This window comes from Pseudophaeobacter sp. 1A16562, from assembly GCF_041008785.1.
Taxonomy (GTDB): Bacteria; Pseudomonadota; Alphaproteobacteria; order Rhodobacterales; family Rhodobacteraceae; genus Phycobacter; species Phycobacter gallaeciensis_A.
The window spans coordinates 256251-277723 of the sequence record NZ_JAXGFT010000002.1 but is presented as its reverse complement, the minus strand read 5'-3'; the positions used below and the strand labels follow the sequence as shown (position 1 = coordinate 277723).

The 21473-nt window shown below is 61.2% G+C and carries 20 protein-coding genes, 1 tRNA gene, 1 pseudogene and 1 riboswitch; of the genes and pseudogenes, 14 read left to right on the top strand and 8 right to left on the bottom strand.

Translation table 11 applies throughout. The annotated features are described in order from the left end of the window. Position 1 precedes the first annotated feature (1 nt). Both cobI and cobJ read left to right on the top strand, forming a co-directional pair. Positions 2 to 718, top strand: a complete 717-nt coding sequence (cobI, locus tag SM764_RS03695; protein ID WP_368948647.1) for a precorrin-2 C(20)-methyltransferase — start codon at positions 2 to 4, stop codon at positions 716 to 718. After that, positions 715 to 1479 carry a precorrin-3B C(17)-methyltransferase gene (gene cobJ, locus SM764_RS03690; RefSeq protein WP_369001033.1) on the top strand — a complete coding sequence of 255 codons (765 nt, stop codon included), beginning with the start codon at positions 715 to 717 and terminating at the stop codon, positions 1477 to 1479. Before cobI ends, cobJ begins: the two co-directional genes overlap by 4 nt. Here cobJ and SM764_RS03685 read toward each other — a convergent pair. Continuing rightward, positions 1455 to 2216 carry a cobalt-precorrin-6A reductase gene (locus SM764_RS03685; protein ID WP_368948649.1) on the bottom strand — a complete coding sequence of 254 codons (762 nt, stop codon included), beginning with the start codon at positions 2214 to 2216 and terminating at the stop codon, positions 1455 to 1457. The two genes, cobJ and SM764_RS03685, sit on opposite strands and share 25 nt — an antisense overlap. Between SM764_RS03685 and cbiE the strand changes: the two genes are divergently transcribed. The 7 genes from cbiE to cobF all read left to right on the top strand — a co-directional run bounded on the left by cbiE (position 2215) and on the right by cobF (position 8494). Then, complete coding sequence (gene cbiE, locus SM764_RS03680) at positions 2215 to 3414, top strand: precorrin-6y C5,15-methyltransferase (decarboxylating) subunit CbiE (protein WP_369001032.1); 1200 nt, start codon at positions 2215 to 2217, stop codon at positions 3412 to 3414. The genes SM764_RS03685 and cbiE overlap by 2 nt on opposite strands. Then, positions 3411 to 3788 (top strand): cobalamin biosynthesis protein, encoded by a 378-nt coding sequence (locus SM764_RS03675; protein WP_274832780.1) that lies wholly within the window; start codon positions 3411 to 3413, stop codon positions 3786 to 3788. Before cbiE ends, SM764_RS03675 begins: the two co-directional genes overlap by 4 nt. Beyond that, positions 3785 to 4579 (top strand): precorrin-4 C(11)-methyltransferase, encoded by a 795-nt coding sequence (gene cobM / locus SM764_RS03670; protein WP_369001031.1) that lies wholly within the window; start codon positions 3785 to 3787, stop codon positions 4577 to 4579. Before SM764_RS03675 ends, cobM begins: the two co-directional genes overlap by 4 nt. Further along, positions 4572 to 5906, top strand: coding sequence for a cobyrinic acid a,c-diamide synthase CobB (locus SM764_RS03665; RefSeq protein WP_368999065.1), 1335 nt, complete (start codon positions 4572 to 4574; stop codon positions 5904 to 5906). Before cobM ends, SM764_RS03665 begins: the two co-directional genes overlap by 8 nt. After that, positions 5903 to 6634 (top strand): uroporphyrinogen-III C-methyltransferase, encoded by a 732-nt coding sequence (gene cobA, locus SM764_RS03660; RefSeq protein ID WP_369001030.1) that lies wholly within the window; start codon positions 5903 to 5905, stop codon positions 6632 to 6634. The genes SM764_RS03665 and cobA overlap by 4 nt, the downstream gene beginning before the upstream one ends. A 69-nt stretch (positions 6635 to 6703) precedes the next feature. Continuing rightward, a riboswitch (cobalamin riboswitch) is annotated at positions 6704 to 6919 on the top strand. A gap of 58 nt (positions 6920 to 6977) precedes the next feature. Beyond that, entirely contained in the window at positions 6978 to 7655 is a 678-nt protein-coding gene (locus tag SM764_RS03655; protein WP_065271157.1) for an energy-coupling factor ABC transporter permease, read from the top strand. A 77-nt stretch (positions 7656 to 7732) separates the two neighbouring features. Then, entirely contained in the window at positions 7733 to 8494 is a 762-nt protein-coding gene (gene cobF, locus SM764_RS03650; RefSeq protein WP_369001029.1) for a precorrin-6A synthase (deacetylating), read from the top strand. An 8-nt stretch (positions 8495 to 8502) separates the two neighbouring features. Here the strand turns inward: cobF and SM764_RS03645 are convergent, their stop codons facing one another. From SM764_RS03645 to SM764_RS03620, 6 genes are all read right to left on the bottom strand, one after another. Then, positions 8503 to 9726, bottom strand: coding sequence for a serine hydrolase domain-containing protein (locus SM764_RS03645; RefSeq protein ID WP_369001028.1), 1224 nt, complete (start codon positions 9724 to 9726; stop codon positions 8503 to 8505). Positions 9727 to 9819: 93 nt separating this feature from the next. After that, the gene (locus SM764_RS03640; protein WP_274829587.1) at positions 9820 to 10851 is read right to left on the bottom strand and encodes an extracellular solute-binding protein; all 1032 of its coding nucleotides are present in this window, start codon (positions 10849 to 10851) and stop codon (positions 9820 to 9822) included. A gap of 49 nt (positions 10852 to 10900) precedes the next feature. Further along, complete coding sequence (locus tag SM764_RS03635; RefSeq protein WP_369001140.1) at positions 10901 to 11713, bottom strand: ABC transporter permease; 813 nt, start codon at positions 11711 to 11713, stop codon at positions 10901 to 10903. A 22-nt stretch (positions 11714 to 11735) separates the two neighbouring features. Next, entirely contained in the window at positions 11736 to 12677 is a 942-nt protein-coding gene (locus SM764_RS03630; protein ID WP_369001027.1) for an ABC transporter permease, read from the bottom strand. Between the two features lie 11 nt (positions 12678 to 12688). Then, entirely contained in the window at positions 12689 to 13750 is a 1062-nt protein-coding gene (locus SM764_RS03625) for an ABC transporter ATP-binding protein (RefSeq protein WP_369001026.1), read from the bottom strand. 118 nt (positions 13751 to 13868) lie between these two features. Continuing rightward, positions 13869 to 14639 carry a helix-turn-helix transcriptional regulator gene (locus SM764_RS03620; RefSeq protein WP_065271161.1) on the bottom strand — a complete coding sequence of 257 codons (771 nt, stop codon included), beginning with the start codon at positions 14637 to 14639 and terminating at the stop codon, positions 13869 to 13871. Positions 14640 to 14974: 335 nt separating this feature from the next. On the opposite strand from SM764_RS03620, the gene SM764_RS03615 reads away from it, so the two are divergent. After that, positions 14975 to 15060 (top strand) — tRNA-Leu (locus SM764_RS03615). A 460-nt stretch (positions 15061 to 15520) separates the two neighbouring features. Here the strand turns inward: SM764_RS03615 and SM764_RS03610 are convergent. Next, on the bottom strand, positions 15521 to 17044 hold the full coding sequence (locus SM764_RS03610; protein ID WP_369001025.1) for a fasciclin domain-containing protein: 1524 nt from the start codon (positions 17042 to 17044) through the stop codon (positions 15521 to 15523). Between the two features lie 599 nt (positions 17045 to 17643). Here SM764_RS03610 and SM764_RS03605 point away from each other — a divergent pair. The 4 genes and pseudogenes from SM764_RS03605 to SM764_RS03590 form a co-directional block, all read left to right on the top strand. Continuing rightward, positions 17644 to 18023 (top strand): annotated as a pseudogene (locus tag SM764_RS03605) (transposase); the annotation flags it as partial. 550 nt (positions 18024 to 18573) lie between these two features. After that, positions 18574 to 19293, top strand: coding sequence for a sugar transferase (locus tag SM764_RS03600; RefSeq protein WP_368948021.1), 720 nt, complete (start codon positions 18574 to 18576; stop codon positions 19291 to 19293). Between the two features lie 40 nt (positions 19294 to 19333). Continuing rightward, on the top strand, positions 19334 to 20500 hold the full coding sequence (locus SM764_RS03595; RefSeq protein WP_368948020.1) for a glycosyltransferase: 1167 nt from the start codon (positions 19334 to 19336) through the stop codon (positions 20498 to 20500). After that, positions 20497 to 21318: an AAA family ATPase gene (locus SM764_RS03590; RefSeq protein WP_369001024.1), complete on the top strand. Its 822-nt coding sequence runs from the start codon at positions 20497 to 20499 to the stop codon at positions 21316 to 21318. Before SM764_RS03595 ends, SM764_RS03590 begins: the two co-directional genes overlap by 4 nt. Positions 21319 to 21473: the final 155 nt, after the last annotated feature.

Here is a 21473-nt window from a genome sequence, read left to right as displayed (position 1 = left end):
CATGGGCAAAGTTATCTGTGCAGGCCTCGGCCCCGGCGATCCGGACCTGATGAGTGTTAAGTCGCACCGCGCCATCACCGGCGCGCGCCACATTGCCTATTTCCGCAAAGCAGGCCGCAGGGGTCAGGCCCGCACCATTGTCGAACATCTGCTGCCAGACACGGTGCAGGAACATGCGATGGAATATCCGGTAACAACGGAGATCCATTTCTCCGATCCCGAATACAATCGCCTGCTGTCGGACTTCTACGATCAATGGGCCAACCGTCTGGAAGAGATCGCCCGGACCGACGACGTCGTTGTCCTCTGCGAAGGCGATCCCTTCCTTTACGGCTCTTTCATGCATCTGCACAGCCGCCTTCAGGCCCGCGCCGACGTGGACATCATTCCCGGCATCACCGGCATGTCCGGCTGCTGGACTGCCACCGATCAGCCGATCACCTGGGGCGACGATGTGCTGACCGTCGCCATGGCCACGCTCAGCGAGGATGAGCTGACCGAGCGCGCACGCGGAACCGACGCGCTGGTGGTGATGAAGATCGGCCGCAACCTGCCCAAACTGCGCCGCGCGCTGCAGGCGGCGGGCAAGCTCGACGATGCTTGGCTGGTGGAACGCGGCACCATGCCGACACAGAGCGTGCAAAAGCTGACCGAAGTAGTTGGCGAGGTGCCTTATTTCTCGATCGTGCTGGTGCATGGACAGGGACGTCGGCCATGACGCAAGTGACAGAAAGCGGATGGCTGGTCGTCGCGGGCCTAGGTCCCGGCGAAGAGGCGCTGGTGACCCAAGAGGTGCGCGATGCCATCGACGCTGCAACAGATATCGTCGGCTATATCCCTTACGTGAAACGCATCGCGCCGCGCGACGGGCTGGTGCTTCATGCTTCGGATAACCGGGTCGAGGTCGACCGCGCCACCCATGCGCTTGAGATGGCCGCTGCGGGACGCCGCGTTGTCGTTGTGTCCTCTGGCGATCCCGGTGTCTTTGCCATGGCCTCCGCCGTGTTCGAGGCGCTTGAGGCTGGGCCGAATGACTGGCTGGAGCTTGATATCCGTGTCTTGCCCGGCATTACCGCCATGCTAGCTGCCGCCGCCCAGATCGGTGCGCCGCTCGGGCACGATTTCGCGGCGATCAACCTTTCCGACAATCTGAAACCCTGGTCGCTGATCGAATCCCGCCTGCGCGCGGCGGGTGAAGCGGGCTTTGCCATGGCCTTTTACAATCCACGCTCCCAGTCCCGCCCTCACCAGTTCGCCCACGCGCTTGAGATCCTGCGCGCGGCCTGCGGAAAAGACACGCTGATCAGCTTTGCCCGGGACGTCACCAAGCCGACGCAGGAGATCACCACCGTCGCGCTGAAAGACGCAAGGCCGGAAATGGCGGACATGCGCACCATGGTGATCGTTGGCAACCGCGACACGCGGGCCATCGGGCGACACGTCTACACGCCCCGCTACGCAGAAGGTTCGGCCCCGTGATCCGGGCGGCCAGACAACCACGCCATGACCGCAGGCACGGTTCCAAAGGTCAGGCGCTGCGGCACCTTCGGGCGGGCGATCATGATCACCGGCAGCCCCAAATCGCGCGCTGCCTGCAGCTTGGCTTCGGCACCGGAACCACCGGCGTTCTTGGAAACAATATGGGTAATACCATGGGCCTGCATCAGTGCCCGATCCCCCGCCACATCAAACGGGCCACGCGCGATTTCAACGGTCTTGTCCGGCAGGGGAATCTGGCCTTCGGGCGGGTCCACCAGCCGCAACAGATAGTGGTTTCCGGGTTTGTCAGCAAAGGCAGCGAGGTTCTGTTTGCCGATCGCCAGGAAGACTCGCGCCCCCACTTCCGGCAACGCCTCAACCGCCTCGGCCAAGTTCTCCACATGGCGCCAGTCGTCGCTCAACTGCGCCTGCCATGCGGGGCGCTCCAATGCACAAAGCGCCACATTCGCCCGTTCACAGGCATAGACCGCATTGGCACTCATTTGCGCGGCAAAGGGGTGCGTTGCATCGATCACATGGGTGATCCCTTCGGCCTGAAGGAAAGCCGCCAAGCCCTCGCCCCCGCCAAAGCCCCCGACGCGCAGTGGCAGCGGCTGGGTGACGGGACGCGCCGTGCGGCCCGCATAGGAGAACACCGCATCCATCCCGGCCTCGGCCAGTGCCTCGGCAAGGCGCGAGGCTTCGGTGGTGCCTCCCAGAAGCAGGATGCGCGTCATGTCTGATCCTCTTGTAAAACAATGGCTGACCATTGTCGGCCTCGGCGACGATGGACCGGCTGGGCTGGCGAATGCAAGCCGGAAGGCGCTGGACGAGGCCGAGGTGATTTTTGGCGGCCCCCGCCATCTGGATCTGGTGCAGGCAGGTAATCGCGGCCAGCCCTGGCCGCTTCCGTTTTCCATCGATCCGGTGCTTGCGGCGCGCGGTCAACGCGCCGTGGTGCTGGCCTCGGGCGATCCCTTCTGGCACGGCGCGGGTGGATCGCTGGTGGCGCATCTCAGCCCGGATGAATGGGTATCGCACCCCGCCCCCTCCTGCTTTGCTCTGGCGGCAAATACCTTGGGTTGGAAACTGGAGGAGACACTTTGCCTTGGCCTTCATGCTGCCCCCTTCGCTCGGCTGACCCCAGTGCTGGCAGCCGGAGCCCGGATCATTTGCACCCTGCGGGATGGCGACAGCCCCGCCGCGCTGGCCGATTGGCTTACCACGCAGGGATTCGGCGCAACAACGCTGAAGGTGATGGAGGCGCTGGGCGGGCCCCGCGCCCAAGTGCACAGCAGTCGCGCAGAGACCTTTGACCTGACCGGCATCGCCGCCCCCGTGGTGGCCGCGCTTCAGGTGGCGGGCAGCACGGGCCTGCCCCGCGCCAGCGGCTTGCCCGACGATGTGTTCCAGAGCGACGGGCAGATCACCAAACGCCCGATCCGCGCCATGACCCTTTCGGCACTCGCACCGCGAGCCGGAGAGCTGCTCTGGGACATCGGTGGCGGCTCCGGATCTGTCTCGGTGGAATGGTGCCTTGCCGCGCCATGCAACCGGGCGATCACGTTTGAGCCGCGGGAAGACCGCCTCATCAATATCCGAGCCAATGCCGAACGGTTCGGGATTGAACACCGCATGAAACCGGTTCTGGGCCGCGCGCCGGATGTGCTGGATGGACAGAAAATACCCGATTGCGTTTTCATCGGCGGCGGTGGCTCACAGGCGTTGCTGGATCATCTGTGGCAAGTGCTGCCCGAGAGCACACGGATCGTCGCCAATGGCGTGACGCTAGAAACCGAGACCCTGCTAATGCAGGCCCATGCCATACGCGGCGGGTATCTGATGAAGGTGGAACTGGCCGAAGCCGGGCCGCTTGGCTCCAAGCGCGGCTGGGACCGCGCGCGTCCTGTCATCCAGTGGAGCGTCACGCGATGAAGGTCGCGGGTCTGGGATTTCGCAAAGCGGCGACCGTTGCCGACCTGCGCGCCGCCCTGGCGCTGACCGGGCATCAGCCCGATGCGCTCGCCTCACTCGCAGCAAAGGTGGAAAGCCCCGCCTTTCAAGCCCTTGCCGCCGAGTTGAACCTGCCGATGATCGCCCTTTCGGAAGAGGCGATTGCTGGCCTTGAAACGCCGACCATGTCGCCCCGTATCAAAACCCGGTTCGCAACCGGATCGCTAGCCGAAGCTGCTGCACTCTGCGGCGCATGCCACGGCCGCACCACAGCAACCGCCCGCCTTCTCGTTCCCCGCGTTGTCACCGCAGATGGCCTTGCCACTGCGGCCATTGCAGAAAGACTGACCTCATGACCGTTCACTTCATTGGCGCCGGCCCCGGCGCCGCCGACCTGATCACCCTGCGTGGCCGCGACCTGATCGCAGCCTGCCCCGTTTGCCTTTATGCCGGATCACTGGTGCCCGAGGCGCTGCTGCAGCACTGCCCGGAGGGCGCCAAGATCATCAACACGGCTTCCCTGTCGCTGGATGAGATCGTGGCCGAAATCGAGGCTGCGCATAAAGACGGACAGGACGTGGCGCGGCTGCACTCCGGCGATCTGTCGGTCTGGTCAGCCATGGGTGAGCAACTGCGCCGTCTGCGCGATCTGGGTATTCCCTATGACGTAACCCCCGGCGTGCCCGCCTTTGCCGCAGGCGCCGCTGCGCTGGGCGCCGAGCTGACCCTGCCGGGCGTTGCGCAATCGCTGGTGCTGACGCGCACCTCGGGGCGGGCCTCCTCCATGCCCGAAGGCGAAACGCTAGAGAATTTCGCCCGCACCGGCGCGACGCTGGCCATTCACCTCTCGGTGCATGTGCTGGACGATGTGGTGGCGCGGCTCTCTCCGGCCTATGGCGACGACTGCCCGGTCGCAGTGGTTTGGCGGGCGACATGGCCGGATCAGAAGATCATCAAGGCCACCCTAGGCACATTGATCGAGGCCACCGAAGGCGCGCGCGGGCGCACCGCGCTAATCCTCGTGGGCCGTGCACTTGGCGCCGAGCACTTCGACGAAAGCTGCCTTTACGCGCAGGACTATGACCGGCGTTACCGCCCGCAAAGCGCCGACAGCCAATGGGCGGATTGGAGCGAAGGCGATGACTGAAACGGGCAAGACCGGATCCTATCCGCCGGGTCTGATGATTTCGGCGCCCGCCTCGGGCACGGGCAAGACCACTGTGATGCTGGGCCTGTTGCGCGCACTGGCCGAGGATGGTCTTGCCGTGCAGCCCTTCAAAAGCGGACCGGATTATATCGATCCGGCCTTTCATCTGGCCGCTGCGGGGCAGGCCTCTTTTAACCTAGACACCTGGGCGATGGATGGCGGCCTTCTGGATGCCGTTGCGGGGCAGGCAAACGGCGCGCAGATCTGCATCGGGGAAGGCTCCATGGGGCTTTATGATGGCGTTGCCACGCGCGGCCAAAGCGGCTTTGGCTCTTCGGCGGAAACCGCAAAACGCATGGGCTGGCCTGTCATTCTGGTCGTGGATGTAGGCGGTCAGGCGCAATCGGCAGCAGCCACCGCGCTGGGGTTTCGCGCCTATGATCCTGACCTGCCCTTTGCCGGTGTGATCCTGAACCGTGTTGCCAGCCCGCGCCACGAAAGGCTGACCCGTCTGGGAATGGAGCACGCAGGCATTCCCGTGCTTGGCTCCCTGCCCCGTCGTGGCGACCTGACCCTGCCCGAACGCCACCTTGGCCTCATTCAGGCGGTCGAACACCCGGATCTGGAAGCCGCGATCGCGGGCTATGCCGCCTTCCTGCGCGAGAACGTGGATCTGGAGGCGATCAAATCCGCCGCCCGTGCCGGAGCTGCGCCCGCCTCAGCCCCCCTGCCGAAACCGCCTGCGCAGCGCATCGCACTGGCGCGGGATGCGGCGTTTTCCTTCACCTACCCGCATCTTCTGGAAGGCTGGCGGGCAGCAGGGGCCGAGATCGTTCCCTTCTCTCCGCTGGCGGATGAGACCCCGGACCCGGATGCCGATCTGGTCTGGCTGCCGGGGGGCTACCCCGAGCTGCACGGCGGCAGGCTGGCCGCTGCCGGGACCTTCCGCGCCGCCCTGCGCAAACACGCCGAAACCCGGCCGGTCCATGGCGAATGCGGCGGCTACATGGCACTGGGCGAGGCTCTGATCGACAAGGACGGCAACCGTCACCGCATGGCCGGGCTGCTGGGGCTCGTCACCTCTTATGAAAAGCGAAAAATCCACCTTGGCTACCGCCGCGCCGTTCTGGAGGCGCCGATGCCGGGCTTTGCCGCAGGCGGTGCCTTGCGCGGGCATGAGTTCCACTATTCGACCATACTGGACGAGCCCGATGCCCCACTGGCCCGGGTGATGGACGCGGATGGCAACCCGGTGCCGGAAACCGGATCGGTGCGGGGGCATGTGACCGGCACCTTCTTCCACCTGATTACCGGAGAGCAATCATGAGCGGTTTTGTCAGTTTCGTCTCCTCCGGCCCCGGTGACCCTGAGCTGTTGACCGTCAAGGCGGTGAAACGGCTGGAGGCGGCGGATGCGGTGCTGTTCGACGATCTGTCCTCGGGGCCGATCCTGACCCATGCCCGCACGGACGCCGATCTGGTCGGGGTGGGCAAACGCGCAGGCCGCCCCTCCCCCCGGCAGGACCACGTCAGCCAACTCTTGGTCGAATACGCAGCAACCGGGGCGCATGTGGTACGGCTGAAATCCGGCGATTCCGGCGTCTTTGGCCGTCTGGAAGAAGAAATCACCGCGCTGCGGCAGGCAGGCATAGGGTTCGAGATCGTGCCCGGCGTCACCGCGGCCTCGGCAGCTGCGGCGGCCGCCAATATCCCGCTGACCCGGCGGCTGACCGCACGGCGACTGCAATTCATCACCGGCCATGACGTGACCGGCGGCCTGCCCGAAGGGCTGAATATGACCGCCCTCGCCGATCCCGAAGCCACGACCGTTGTCTACATGGGGAAACGCACCTTTGCAGCGCTCGCCGAACGGTTGCTGGTGGCCGGGCTGCCGCCCGAGACGCACGCGCTGATCGCGCTGGGTGTTTCGACCCCGGATCAGTCGCTGTCCTGCCACACGGTGGGGGAACTCCCCGAGGTCCTGCGCGCGATGGAGACCAAGGCACCGGTGCTGATCCTCTATGGTCCCCTGGCCGATGAGGACCTTCCCCGCTGATCGCCCATATGCCGCAATTGAAACACGGATGACGCGCCAGACACGTTGACAGCTTTGTGAGCGCTGTGTCATCTCTGAAAGACCAAAGGTTCCGACGGGTCCAAGACCCAAGGATGAAAAGGGAACACGGTGAGGTGTAGCCATCAGGCGCCAAATCCGTGACTGCCCCCGCAACTGTGAGCGGAGAGCCACCGGGCATAGCCACTGGTCCCTATCAGGACTGGGAAGGCCCCGGACCGGCATCGACCCGCGAGTCAGGAGACCTGCCGTTGGAAGACGTGGCCAGGATGGCCCAACCATAACCTATGTAATGCCGCCGGGTGAGGCGGCAAGGAGACAGAACATGCATATCGAACCCGGAATCGTAAACGGCGTCAAAATCGCCCTGTCCTATGCCACCGCCGCTGGCGCCATGGGCTTTGCTGCGAAAAAGACGATGGAAGATCTGGCCGCCTCCGGCATCGCATCCTTTGCGGCGCGTTCGGCCATTGCGACTGTCGGCGTCTTCACCTTCTTCGAAGTGCTGCCGCATTTCCCTGTGGGCGTTTCCGAGGTTCACTTCATCCTCGGCTCGACCCTGTTCCTGCTGCTGGGCGCTGCACCTGCTGCCTTCGGTCTGGCGATGGGACTTCTGATCCAGGGCGTGTTCTTTGCCCCGATCGATCTGCCGCAGTATTTCATCAACCTGACCACGCTGCTGGTCCCGCTGTTCGCGATGAAGGAACTGGCCAAGCGGATCATCGCTCCGAACACTGCCTATGTTGATCTGAAGTATTCTCAGGCGCTGGCGCTGTCGACCGCCTATCAGGCAGGCGTTGTCGGCTGGGTCGCTTTCTGGGCCTTCTACGGTCAGGGCATCGGCGCCGAAACCATGGCCTCGGTCTTTACCTTTGGTGCAGCTTACATGACCGTCATCCTGATCGAACCGCTGGCCGATCTGGCCGTTCTGGCCGCCGCCAAAAGCCTGCGCGGACTTGAGCGCAGCGGTCTGGTCACGCCCCGCCTTTATGCGGCTGCGTAAGCCTTTCGCTGACATCTGAAGTGTCACATAGCGCGGTCCCGTTTCGGGGCCGTGTTTCTTTTCCAAAGGCGCCAGACATGATTGATCTCACCCTTGTTGGCATTGGCACCGGCAATCCCCAGCATCTGACCCTGCAGGCGGTCGAAGCCCTGAACGGGCTGGATCTAATCCTCATCCCCAACAAGGGTGCCGGTAAGGACGATCTGGCCGGTCTGCGCCGGGACATCTGCAAACGGGTGATCAAATCGCCAGGGCCTGCGATCGTCGATTTCGACCTGCCGCAGCGCGATCCCGCGACACCAAGCTACCGACAGCGAGTGGACGACTGGCACGATGCCATTGCCGAGATCTGGCAAGAGACCATCGATCAGCACCTGCCCCGGGGCGGCAAGGTCGGCTTTCTGGTCTGGGGCGATCCATCCCTTTACGACAGCACCATGCGCATCGCCGCGCGGCTTCAGGCCCGGACCGAGGTTTCCCTGCACGTCATTCCCGGCATCACCTCAATCCAGGCGCTGACGGCGAGCCATGCCATCCCCCTCAACGAAATCGGTGATCCCGTCACCATCACCACCGGCCGCCAACTGCGCGAGGCGGGCTGGCCGGAGAGTGCCGACACGCTGGTCATCATGCTGGACGGCGACTGCAGTTTTCAGTCCATCGACCCCGAAGGTGTTCAGATCTGGTGGGCGGCTTATGCCGGGATGGAGAATGAAATCTCCCTATCCGGCGCGCTGCGCGAAGCCGCAGATGAGATCATCAAGGTCCGTGCGAAGGCGCGCGCGGAGCATGGCTGGATCATGGATATCTACATCCTGCGCCGCCCCGCGCGAAGGTAACCCCCGCCCTAGTCCAGCGCGCTGACGAGGGCCTCGCAGGCCTGCACGGCATCCAGACCAAAGGCCGGGATCAGATAGTCGGGCCAGCTCGACAGCTTTACGATCACAACATCGGCGCTGCGATCGATAAAGATCAGCTGACCGAACACACCCCGGGCCATGAACACGCCGCGCCGGGGATCGTGCACCCACCAGAACCGCCGATAGGCGCCTTGCGGTGACAGCACGTCATAGGGCGCGCCGAATTTCGATGGATCCGCGCCGGTGCAGATACCATCGATCCAGGCCTCGGGCACGATCTGGTCATCGCCAACCCGGCCGCCATTCAGCACCATATGTCCGAACCGGGCATAGTCCCGCAGACTCGCATTGAACCCCCCATCGGCCAGCGCCGTGCCCGCATCATCGACGGTAAAGAACCCATCCTGTTCACAGCCAAGCCTACGCCAGATCCGGTCGGACAGCAGTGCAGACAGATCCGTACCGCTTACCCGCTCCAGCGCCCAGGCAATGACATCGGTTTCAATCGACCGATAGGAGAAGCCGAGCCCATGCGCCCGCTCCTGCGGTAGGGAGAGGATCACGTCGCGTATGGTCGGCTTGATCTCCCCGTCCCGCACCGGGCGCCAACCCGAGGCGATATCGACCCGGGTCATGTCGCTGCCCGGCAGCCCATAATCCTCAGAGAACCGCGCACCGGACAGCATGTCCAGCGCTTGATCCACCGTGCAACCCGCATAGCCGGTGCCCGCCAGTTCCGGCACGATCTCCTCCAGCGGGGCAGCCAGATCCAGCAGCCCCTCGCCGTGTAAAATCCCGGCGAGGATGCCGATCACGGATTTGGAGACCGACTGCCCCAGATGCGCGGCCTCGGCGTGAAAATCATTGGCGTAGAACTCGGTGACGATGGCGCCACCGTGCAGCACCAAAAACCCGTCGGTGTAGCTTTGCCACAGCCAATCGCCGACCGACTGGCGGGTGCCTGCGCCGGTGGCAAAACAGACCTCTGACATATCCTGCAGCGCAACTGGCAGCGGCGCAGCCGCAGCGGGACCGCTGCGCACATCCGCCGTGGGAAACAGGCGCCGCATGTTCTGGAAGGACCAGCGATTGAAGGGGGCCAGATCCCAGTTGTCCAGCGTCGGCCGTTTTTCCGGCGGCGGCGGAAATCCCTGCATGATGCCGATTTCCCGCGCCGTTTTCGGCTTCAGACTGTCTGCTGTCCGGTGCATTGGGCACGCTCCCGCATGGCAGCCCAGCGCCTGGACTGCGGTCAAAAATTCCGGTGATGGCCCCATGGGCCACCACCCTTCTGTTTGGCTGAGTTACTGCTTCAGGCGGGTCCAGACCTTGTTGTACATCGCCACAACATCCTGATCGCAGGGTTTGACGAAGTCCGGCACCGGGGCGCCCTCAGGCATCACGATCTCGGGCGCCTCCAGCATTTCGGCGTCCATGAACTCTTCGGACCCGATGACGCCGTTGGCATAGCGGGCAAAGTTGGAGGTCATCGCCGCGTTTTCAGGCTCCATCATGAAATTCACGAACAGCTTGGCGTTCTCCATGTTGGGGGCATCCGCCAGCACCGCGACGTTATCCATCCAGCCGGTGAAGCCTTCCTTAGGATAGGCGTATTTCAGCGTCGGGCGGTCAGCGCGGGCGCGCATCGCGGCGCCATTCCAGCTTTGCGACAGGTCGACATCCTTCGAGGTCAGCTTCTCGATCACCGCGTAATCCATGGTGCGCCAGTCTTCCTTGGCCTTGAGCAGCAGTGCCAGCAGCTCTTTCATCTGGGCGGGGTCGGAGTTGCATCGCGGATAATCGAGATAGCGCAGCCCGGCATTGATCACATCGTTCATGTCATTGAGCATGTTGATGCGGCCCTTCAGCTCTTCGGGCGGGTTGAACACGATCTCAAGCGTGTCGATGTCGCCGCCGTAAACCGCGCTGTCGACGGTAAAGCTGGTTGTGCCCCACTGATAGGGCACCGAGTATTTGCGGCCCGGATCCCAGTAGACATCGACCCAGTTGGGATCGAGGTTCTTGAAGTTCTCCATCTCGGACGCGTTGATTTCGGCCAGCAGCCCCTCGCCCACCATGATGGCGACCATATAGTCGCCCGGGACCACGATGTCGTACCCGCTGCCGCCTTCCTTGACCTTGGCCAGCATGGTCTCATTACTGTCATAGCCATCCAGCGTGACCTCAATGTCATACTGCTTTTCGAATTTCTCGATCATCTCGGGGTTGGTGTAATTGCCCCAGTTGTAGATGTTCAGCGTGCCTTCGGCGTTAGCTGCAGCCGCACTGAGGGCGATGACGGAGGTGAGCCCCGCCTTAAGGATCGTCAGTTTCATGGATCTTCCTCTTGTTGGTTGGTGGGTCCCGTCTGGTGCGGGCTTCTGGTTATTTTCGTTTGCGTTGCAGGGCGAAGGTCAGCGCGACCATGGCCACGGTCAGCAGGATCAGAATGGTGGAGACCGCATTGACTTCGGGCGTCACGCCGCGCCGGATCTGGCCCAGGATGTAGATCGGCAGGGTGGTTTCCCCGGGACCGGCGATCAGCAGGGTAATGATCACGTCATCCAGCGAGACCACGAAGGCCAGCATTGCGCCCGCCAGAATGCCCGGCATCAGCAGCGGCAGGGTGACATGGCGGAAGGTCTGCCAGGGCGTTGCATAAAGATCGGCGGCGGCGGTCTCGAACGTTTCCGACATATCGGCAAGGCGAGCGCGCACCGGGATAAAGGCAAAGGGAATACAGAACACCGTATGCGCCAGGATGAGCCAGCCCAGCCCGGTGATCCCTGTCAACTGTCGCAGGATCGAAAAGAACGACAGGGTGGCAATGGCGGTGACGATTTCCGGGATCATCAGCGGCTGATTGATCAGGGCAATCGCTGCCGCGCGCCCGCGATAATTCCCGCCCCGCGTTGTCGCCAACGCCGCCATTGTCGCGATGCCGGTAGAGATGACTGTGGCAGTCAGAGCTACCCGGATCGAAATCCAGGCCGCGTTGCGGATGTCGTCATTCTCCAACGCCTTGGCGTACCACTTGAGGCTCGCCTCGGTCCAGACGACGACCGAGCGGTTGTCGTTGAAAGAGAACAGGATCAGCACGGTGATCGGCGCATAAAGCAGCAGTAGAACCAGCCATGAAAGCGCCGTGAACAGGGGCTGACGCCGCAACTCACGCGTCTCGCTGTTGCGCCACAGCATGCCAAGCCTCTTGCGGGGCAGATCATCCATGGGCCTTCTCCTTATCGGCGCCTGCCCGGAGCGATACCAGAAGCGCGATCAGCACTACCGACATCAGGATCAGCGCCGCCGCCGAGCCGAAGGGCCAGTTGCGCCCGGATCCGAACTGCATGGCAATCAGGTTGCCGATCATCAGCTTCTTACCACCGCCCAACAGCTCGGGCGTGATATAGGCACCCAGCGCGGGGATCAGCACCAGCGCGCATCCGGCCACGATGCCCGGGCGGCTGATCGGAATGACGATATGGCGGAACACCTGAACACGAGAGGCATAAAGATCGTGCCCCGCCTCCAGCAGGGAAAAGTCGAACTTTTCCAGCGAGGCATAGATCGGCAGGATCATGAATGGCAGATAGCTATAGACCAGCCCAGCCAAGACCGCCCCATCGGTATAAAGCATCTCGATGGGCGCGCTGATCAGCCCCAGTTGCATCAGTGCAAGGTTCAAGAACCCTTCGTCGCGTACGATCAGCAGCATGGAATAGGTGCGGATCAGCAGGTTGGTCCAGAACGGCAGGGTAATGGCAAAAAGCCAGAGATTGCGCTGTTCAGGTGGGCGTGCGGCGATGAAATAGGCCACCGGAAAGCCGAGGATCAAAGTGCCGATCATCGCGCATAGCGCCAGCCCGAAAGAGCGGCCAAAGATCTGCAAATAGGCGCTGTTGAAACTCAGCGTGTCATCAAAAATGTCCCGCTCGAACAGGAACTGCGCATAGGCATCGGTCGAGAACACCCATTCGACGCCGCCATAGGTTCCCGGCTCCAGCAAGGAATAGACCAGCGCGATCGACAGGGGCGCCAGACCAAACACACCGATGATCACGAGCGTCGGCAAGAGCAGGAACCACCGGACCCGCCGGACTGTCCGGCTACGAGCCGCAACGGCCTGCTGCAAATTCTGCGCCGTGGGCGAAGTTTGTTGCATCCCCTGCCCCATCAGTCTGCCAGCACATGCAGCATGGAGGTTTCCGGGATCAGCCCGATCTCGCTGCCCGCCGGGCTGGGCTCTGCCACCTGCACCTGAATCTCGGTGCCGTTCTGCAGCCGCACCAGCATTTGCGAACCGGCTCCGAAATAACTGCTGTTGAGCACGGTTCCACGCAGCACAGCCGCCGCATCGGACGCCGCGCAAACGGTAAGGGTTTCGGGGCGCAGCGCCACATACACTACCCCAGGAGGCAAGCCGTCGCTGGCCGCATTGGCAAGCACAGGCTCCCCGCCGAAAAAACTGATCCGCGCCTGCGCACCGTCATAACCAAGGAGGTTCGCCGCCACGATATTGGTATCCCCAATGAAATCCGCCACGAACCGGCTTTGCGGCGCGGTGTAGATCTGCTGTGGGGTGCCCACCTGCTGCACGCGTCCTGCGGACATGACCGCGATCTGATCGGACATCGCCAGCGCTTCGCCCTGATCATGGGTGACAAAGACAAAGGTGATGCCGGTTTCGCTTTGCAGGCGTTTCAGCTCGCTTTGCATGCCCTTGCGCAGTTTCAGATCCAGCGCCGACAGCGGTTCATCCAGCAACAGCACCTTGGGACGCGGCGCGAGCGCGCGCGCCAGCGCCACCCGCTGCTGCTGCCCGCCAGACAGCTGGTCCACCCGGCGCGCGGCGAATTCATCCATTTGCACCAGATTCAGCATGTCATCGATGGTGGCAGCGATTTCCGCCTTCGGGCGGTTCAGCATTTCCAACCCGAACCCGATATTGCGAGCCACGGTCATATGCGGAAACAAGGCGTAATTCTGGAACACGGTGTTCACCGGACGCTTGTGCGGCGGCAGATGGCCGATCTCCTGCCCATCCAGTGCAATCGCGCCTTCGCTGGGCAGTTCAAACCCGGCAATCAGCCGCAGCAGCGTGGTCTTGCCGCAGCCCGATGGCCCCAGCAGGGTGAAAAAGCTGCCCTCCGGCACATCCAGCGACACGGTTTCAAGCGCCGTTACAGCAGAGGCGCCGATGCCGAACCGTTTCGTCACTTCTCTCACGTTGATCATAATCTGTTCCGGCACGTTCCTGTTGGCAGTCTGTCCGGTCAGACTAAAGCCCCAAATGCAATGGGGAAATACCTCTAGGAGGGGGTGTCGGCCCTACCCCCAAAGGGGTAGGAACACATCAGGTCACCGATTGCAGAAAGATCGAAAACAACGCCGATTGCGAGGAAATCCCCAATTTTCGGTAGATGTTCTTGCGGTGCACCTTCACCGTTGCGGGTGACAGATCCAGCAGCAACGCAATCGACTGGCTGGAATGCCCGCGCAGCAGATGCTGTACGATCTCAATTTCGCGGCAGGTCAATCCTTCGCAGACCTGCTCGATCATGCTCTCAAGGCTGACGCTGCCGCCCGCCGCCTCGCCGCTGCTCTGCGGACGCCGGTGAAAATGCTGCTCGCACAAGGCGGAGATCACCGGATGTATATTGCGCAGCCGTGCCAGATCCCGCTTGGAAAACCGCATCTCCCCCGTCAGCCGCCCGAGGGAGAGGAACAGGGTGCTCTCCGGCAGGGTGACAAACACCGCCATCTCGTCCTTCAGCCGCACGGACCGGTAATAGATGCTGAAATAATCGGTCTGGGAAAACCGATCCGGCGCCACCTGATCCAGCACCATGACCGGATCAAACTTGCCGCTGATATAACTCACCACAAAGGGATCCAGCAGCCAGGCCCGGTCCAGCCAGCGGTCCACCACGATCGAGCGCCGCTCCTGCCGCACATTGTCATAAATATGCTCGGGCAGCCTGCTGGGGCTGAGCCGACTGACAAAGGCCCCGCGAAACGGCGTTGCTGTGCGCATGAAATCCAACAACGCGGGCAGGAAATCCGGCGTTCCGATGGACCGGATCGCGCTGGCAAGTTCATCGGACGTGGCTGCGGATTGGGTCATCTCAACCGATCTGGCTCTTTGTGGCAGGTTTATCCGGGCAGCGTTTTACAGCCACTCCCAGCGTAGTCTGCCCTGTTATAGGGCGCCCCGTCCACACTGACGATGAGACCTTCGGCCACTGCACCGGGCGCAGCCAGTGCGGTGCCGGGAATGCGCGCATAAAAACAGATCGATGCCGCGTTCCGGCGCACTTCCGTGCGCAATGCGGTCCCAAAAACGCTTGTACATGCGTGAAAATCTGCATACGAAACATGGTGTTGAAACGCGCTGTTTGAGGTTGGTCTGGGGGTCGCTCTGTTCAGGCCCCAAAGCCCGCTTCACACTCGGCGCCGGATGCGGGCGTGATGGAATGGTAGACATATCAGACTTAAAATCTGAAGGGCGTATGCCCGTGTGGGTTCGAGTCCCACCGCCCGCACCATTTGACTTTCGGAGGTAGACAGAAAACGTAACTTCTTGAACGGCATGGTGGTTATGCAGTTCGAAGTCCGATTTCGCGTGATACACTGATGGGGTCTGTAAAGGCCATTCGCAATGCCATTCTCTTGAGTTCGCAAAAACCTTTTTCCAAAGGCTTGCCAATAAATCCATGGAAGGTTTGAACATTTCGTCGAATTCCACCTCTGGAGCAGCTTGATGGGCAAGCTTCTCTTCCAAGGTGGCGGTTTCAGACAGCACCGGTCGCGCTGTTCTGTACCATGGCCCAGGAAGGTCTCTCCTTCCGCGATGTCTTTCGCCAATATCACCTTGGCACATTGTGATGCCGCCGTGAGGCGGCATCCATGCCATCAACAAAGCCGCTGAACAGCCCGGACATCCAGAACCGCTACATCCCCCGCCCGGATAGGCATCCGGCCGGGGACCATGGGTGTCTTGCCCTGTCAGAGTATAAAATCGCCTTCGTCCAGCGAATGCCCGCGAAGGCCGAGGAGCGTAATCTCCGTGTCATCGAGGTCAATCTCGGTACGGAAACCCCGCTCGCTGATGGCCCCTTCGATTTCATCGAAGCTTTCGAAGCCATACGCGCTGAGGTCGATCTTGTCCTTGCCTGAGCGGAAACCAACAATCAGGTCGTGACCGCCGTTCTCTGCGAAGACGAAGGTGTCCGCTCCCCTGCCGCCAAAGAGATAATCATTGCCCTTTCCTCCGTCGATAAGGTCATTCCCCCGGCCGCCCCTGATGAAGTCGCTGCCAGCTTCGCCCTTCAACGTATCGTTGCCTCTGCCACCGAAAACCTTATCGCGCTGCGCACCCGCCAACACTAGATCGTCACCCGCCCCGGCAAAAACGACGTCCTTGCCGCCCTTCGCATCGATCAGGTCATTGTCCCGCCCCGTGCGCAAAAAATCGCGTCCATCATCAGCAATCACGAAGTCAACGTCGTTCGCCCCATCAGTTGGCAACAGGTCGACAGGCAGAAGAACGCCGTCCAGGACGTGAACGACACCGTTAGAAGCCTGAAGATCGGTCGCGATCAGGTTGGGGTTCGAAAGGTCCGGATCGGCATCGACAAGACTGAGGCCATCGAGCGTAAGTGTCCCGCCTTGCAGCGTCTCCACCTCTCCAGTGGCAATCACCTGGCTGGCTTGCAGGCTCTGGCCCGCTACGTGGTAGGTCAGAACGGTGGACAACATCTCGATGGGGTCATTGCCTTCGTTCAGCAGGCGCAGGGCATCGACCAAGTAACCAAAAGCGCCTGCTTCGTCACTTCCCTCATACCCAAGAGTCTGGGACAGACCGACAAACGCGGAGTCAGTCGGCGCGAACACTGTGAAATCCTGTGTGTCGTCGTCCAGAACCCCTTCGAGATCGGCGGCAATCACGGAATCGCGCAGGATGTCGAAGTCTGCACCGTTGCCGTCAAAGTCCTCCGCACCACTCGTTTCGAGCACGAGACCGGTAACGGTCGGGGCATCATTGTCGGGCAAATCAATAGGCAAGAGTACCCTGTCGATCACATGCACCACGCCATTGTCCGCCATGATGTCCGTCGCAATCAGCGAGGGATCAATCAGGTCCGGTTCGTTGTCGCCCAGCGTCGGCAATTCAGAGGCATCGATAATGCCGCCCTGCAACGTCGTCACGGATCCGGCCGCAGCAATATCGCCGGAGGACAGTGCCCCAACCGAAACATGGTAGGTCACCACAGCTTCGAGCGTGTCCGCACCCAGCGTGCTAAGGAATTCAGTCACCGCGACGGCGTCGGTCGTATCCCCTGCGAAGCCAAGATCGGTGGCCAGTTGACCAAAGGCCGCATTCGTCGGCGCAAACACGGTGAGGTCTGCAGCCGCGTTGTTGAGGGTGTCGATATAGGCAGTCCCTTTCTCAGCATCAATGAACTCGATCACTGAGACAAGAATGCTGAAGTTCGTATCGCTTGATGCGATTCCTGCAATGGTGGTCATGGTCTCTCTCCCGTTTGCTCAGACGGACAGAAGGCCATCATGCCACCTATCTGCCCTTGAACTCGTTATCGCTAACTTCGGCGGGAGCACCTCTTCGATCTCGCTTGTGACGCCTTTGAAGTCTTGGTCTCGGCGCTGGTGACAGTCGTAGTCTGCAATGCCGCGCCTCCCCCGGTTCCGAGCATTATTCGGATACGTCGTGGGTCGAGGCGGTAGCCATTGCGGTGATAGTGCCACGAGATAAGCAGTTTCGGCAAAACGTGTCCGCTTTGGTTATGCACCCTTGGTTACGGCCACTCTCGGTGAGCGGATCAATTCGATCAACAAAACGTGATCATCAAACGTAGCCGACGATCTGGCAGCACGTCGAAGCTTCGATCTGAGAATCATCCTATTGGCATTGCGCCTTACGGAATTTCTGCAAACAAGGCGCCATGCGTTTCCTGCCCATCTGAGCACTGACCGCTTTCCGCTCCTTGCCGCCGCTCACACACGGCCAGACTAAATTGTCGCCTATATGGCTGTTCCTCTGGATCAATGTCATGGATAAGCCTCAGATGGGTTCAAAGCGGATATCTAGGCGTCGAAACAACAAGAGGCGTGGCCGCCTGATCAGACGCACCAAGGGCGACACGAACACGAAACTGCACGCAGTTTGCGGCAGCAAAGGACGCCCACTGAACCTGTTCGTGACAGCGTGCCGGGCTCATCAAATTTGGATTGGCGTCTTGGTGATCGCGGGCACAACGCCGATTGATTCAGAGAAGCGTTGCAAGATAACGGGATCCGCACCTGCCCCCCAGGCAGGAAGCAACAACAGACTACAGCAAGATACGAAAAGCACCGCGACAAACAGCGCAACCACATAGAGATCATGTTCGGAAGGCTGAAGGACTGGCGGCGCGTCACAAATAACTATGACCGTTGCCCGAATGTCTTTTTCTCGCCAATCGCCCTGGCCGCAACCGTCACATACTTCTGCAACTCAATGCATCCTGAACCCCGTCCAATCGGCTCAATCAGTGGCTGTCAGCGGGACGCTCGACACGCATCGATCACGATGTCTCCCCCTTGACACTCCTTGCGCACGTCTATGCTTCGGTTTGCACCCACATATCCTTACCCGGACATCCCACTCAAATAGATTGCGACAGGAATATGTCAGATATGTGTCAAATTTATGACTAAATGATTGACTCATTCTGGGAAGTCTGTCACCGTTTAGAAACTGTGACTAATTCTACGGAGGATTGCGGGGCTCACTAATTTGCTTGAGCCTTTCCGTATAATAATAATACAGGCGCAATCCCGTAAATCGAAGAAACTATCTCGGCCCTTCTTTTGCCGAGCGTTTACGGTGAATTAAAAAGTACAATAAGAGATTACGGATCAATCTTCGGATCCGACTGCAATCACTCCAAATCTAAAATGCATGCGACACTTCGCGTATCGCGGGAACGCCTTTATTTGGCGTTGAACGCTTTTAGTTGGCGTTGGAAGTACAATTCCTCGCCAAGGGGAGATGTATTATGTTTCGCGTACCCAAAGACAAGAACTATTTCAGCTATTCGAATACGAGTTATGCCCCCGCCGTAGGCACCAATCCTATCGGAAAACTCGGTCGAACGACGCCGACCCATCTCTATGCGCTGTGGGGCAAAAGGTGCTTCGACATCGTCGGCGCTTTCCTGCTCCTGCCACTAGCTCTGCCCCTCATCCTGATTCTGGCGGCCTTCGTCGCCATCGATGGAAGCAAGCCGATCTACTCACACCGCCGCGTCGGCAAGAATGGCCGCGCCTTCCCATGCTTCAAAATTCGCACAATGGTCGCTGACTCGGAGGCCCGCCTTAAGAAGCTTTTGCGCGAAGATCCGGCAGCAGCAGCCGAATGGAACAGGGATTTCAAACTGCGCAAAGACCCGCGGATCACGCGCCTGGGCCGGATATTGCGGAAGACGAGCCTCGACGAGCTGCCGCAGATCTGGAACGTCATTCGCGGGGATATGAGCCTCGTCGGGCCACGCCCGGTGACCAAGGATGAACTGCCGCTCTACCGGCATGTCATCGACAGCTACATGAGCGTACGTCCCGGCATGACTGGCTTGTGGCAGATTTCGGGTCGGAACGATATCAGCTACGAAGAACGGGTCGAACTCGACCATCTCTATTCTAATAACCTGTCGCTTCTTGAGGATCTCAGGATCCTGTTCATGACCTTGCCGGCGGCTCTCCGGATGACGGGGGCCTGACCTTGAAAACGCTTGAGACACACAAGAGCGGGGCGGTGGAATGAAGATCGTCCATATCCTTACCCGCCTTCTTCGCGCCGGATCCGAGGAGAACACGCTGCTGACAGCCGCCCGCCATGTCGCGGCCGGGCATGAGGTGATCCTTATCCATGGCCGTGACGTCCTGCCCGAATTCGCACGGGCGCTTGCCCCGGGAGCAGAGCTTGTAGCGGTACCCAACCTGGTACGAAACCTCAGCCCGGTTCAGGACCCGGCTGCTTTCCTCGAAATCCGTCGTCTGCTGAGGGAGATCCAGCCCGACGTGGTGCATACGCATCAGTCCAAGGCCGGCATCATCGGTCGGTTCGCCGCAGCATCGGCCCGTGTTCCGCTTGTCGTGCATGGCGTCCATATCCTGCCATTTCTCGGCGTCGGACCAGCCCAAAAGGCCGTCTATCTCGGGCTCGAACGGGCCACGGCGCGGATGACCGATGGCTTCATCCATGTCAGCGAGGGGATGCGGCGCGCCTGCCAAGACCACAAAGTCGGCGCAAGCCGACAGCACTTTGTCGTCCCCTCTGGATTCGAGCTGTCGCGGTTTCGGCAAGCCGTGCCACCAGAGGGCTGGCGCGATCTTCTCGGGCTCGGCTCAGACGCCCCTCGCCCGGTCGTCATCGCCATGCTTGCCGTGCTTGAACCGCGCAAACGGCACCTCGAACTCCTGCGGGAAATCGCAATTTTTCTCAAACAGTTACCGGAGCTGCACCTCGTCTTTGCAGGGGATGGGCATCTTCGGTCAGCGATTGAGGACACGATCAGGGAACTCGACCTTGAAAACCAGGTCACGCTGCTTGGATACCGCACCGATCCCGAACGGATCATCGCCATGGCCGATATCTGCATCCACACCGCCGAGCGCGAAGGATTGCCGCGAACGGTGCTGCAAACCCTGACAGTGGGGCGGCCGGTTGTCCTGTTCGATCTGCCCGGCATCGAAGAGATCATTTCCCATGGCGTGAACGGTTTCATTGTCCCCCAGGAAGACTGGGATGGTTTCCGTGAAAGGCTCGGACAGCTTGTCTCGTCTCCCGAGCGGCGGGCGGCGATGGCTGCCGAAGCCCGCGCCACGCCGCTGGACCGTTGGGATGCCGATTTCATGGCGAGGCGGACGCTTGAAATTTACGAAGAGCTGCTGCCGCGCAGCCTGCTCAGGGAGGCCCCGGCATGAACCAGTTGCCTCACTCGCAGCGATCAAGGATTGCCACCGCGCCGGGACACGGGCTGATGCGTGGGCTGAAGATCGAGTTTTTCGGCCTGCCCGGGTCGGGAAAGACGACTGTTGCGCGCGAAGTTCACGCGGCACTGGCACGCAGACACCCTGACCTGATCTTCGCCCCCGATTTTTTCAGGGACGAAGCAGCCAAAACAACCCGTGCGGCCGCGAAGCTGCGTTTAATCCTATCCAACCTTGGCCATGACGGCGGCAGCCGCAACGCAGTAAGACAAACTCTGGCGATCCAGCAGCCGCATTTGCGAGACAAGCTCCGCGCCGTCTCCACCGTTGCCACGATCATGGCGTTCTATGCCCGCCTCGACCGCCACGGCACCAGCGCCGTCCTTGATCAGGGGTTGCTGCAAGCGCTCTGGTCGGTCCAGCTGCGCGCCCTGAATGGCGACACCCAGGCGCTGATGGGTGACGGGTTATCTAGTGCGGTCACCGACAGCCGCATCTACGTATCGGTCGCAACCCCAGCAACGATTTGCGCCGACCGCCTTGCGGCCCGGCACTCCAAGCATTCGCGGCTGCAAGTCCGAGACGCCACCGACGCCGAACGCACGTGGGAGAAAGCGGAATTCCTGCGCCGGTCTCTTCTCAACACCCTAACGGCAGTCGGCCACGCGCGCGGCATCGCGCCCCGGATCATCACCGTCGACGGCACCGCAAGGCCAGACGAGACAGCGCACCAGATCGTGACGCAGCTCCTGGCAGACGGGACCCGACGGGTGCCACGTCGGCGCATGAAAGAAAGGGGGCTGCATGCATAACAATAATCGGCGCAACACGACGCACAATTCCTCATCCTTTGACCCAAAAAAAACCAGTCATCGGGTTCTCGAAAAGCGCCCTGATGCAAAATCCTTCTCAGATTCTCGGAAACATGGCAATTGTATAGCCTTTTACTTTTGCCTTTGGGTTCGGG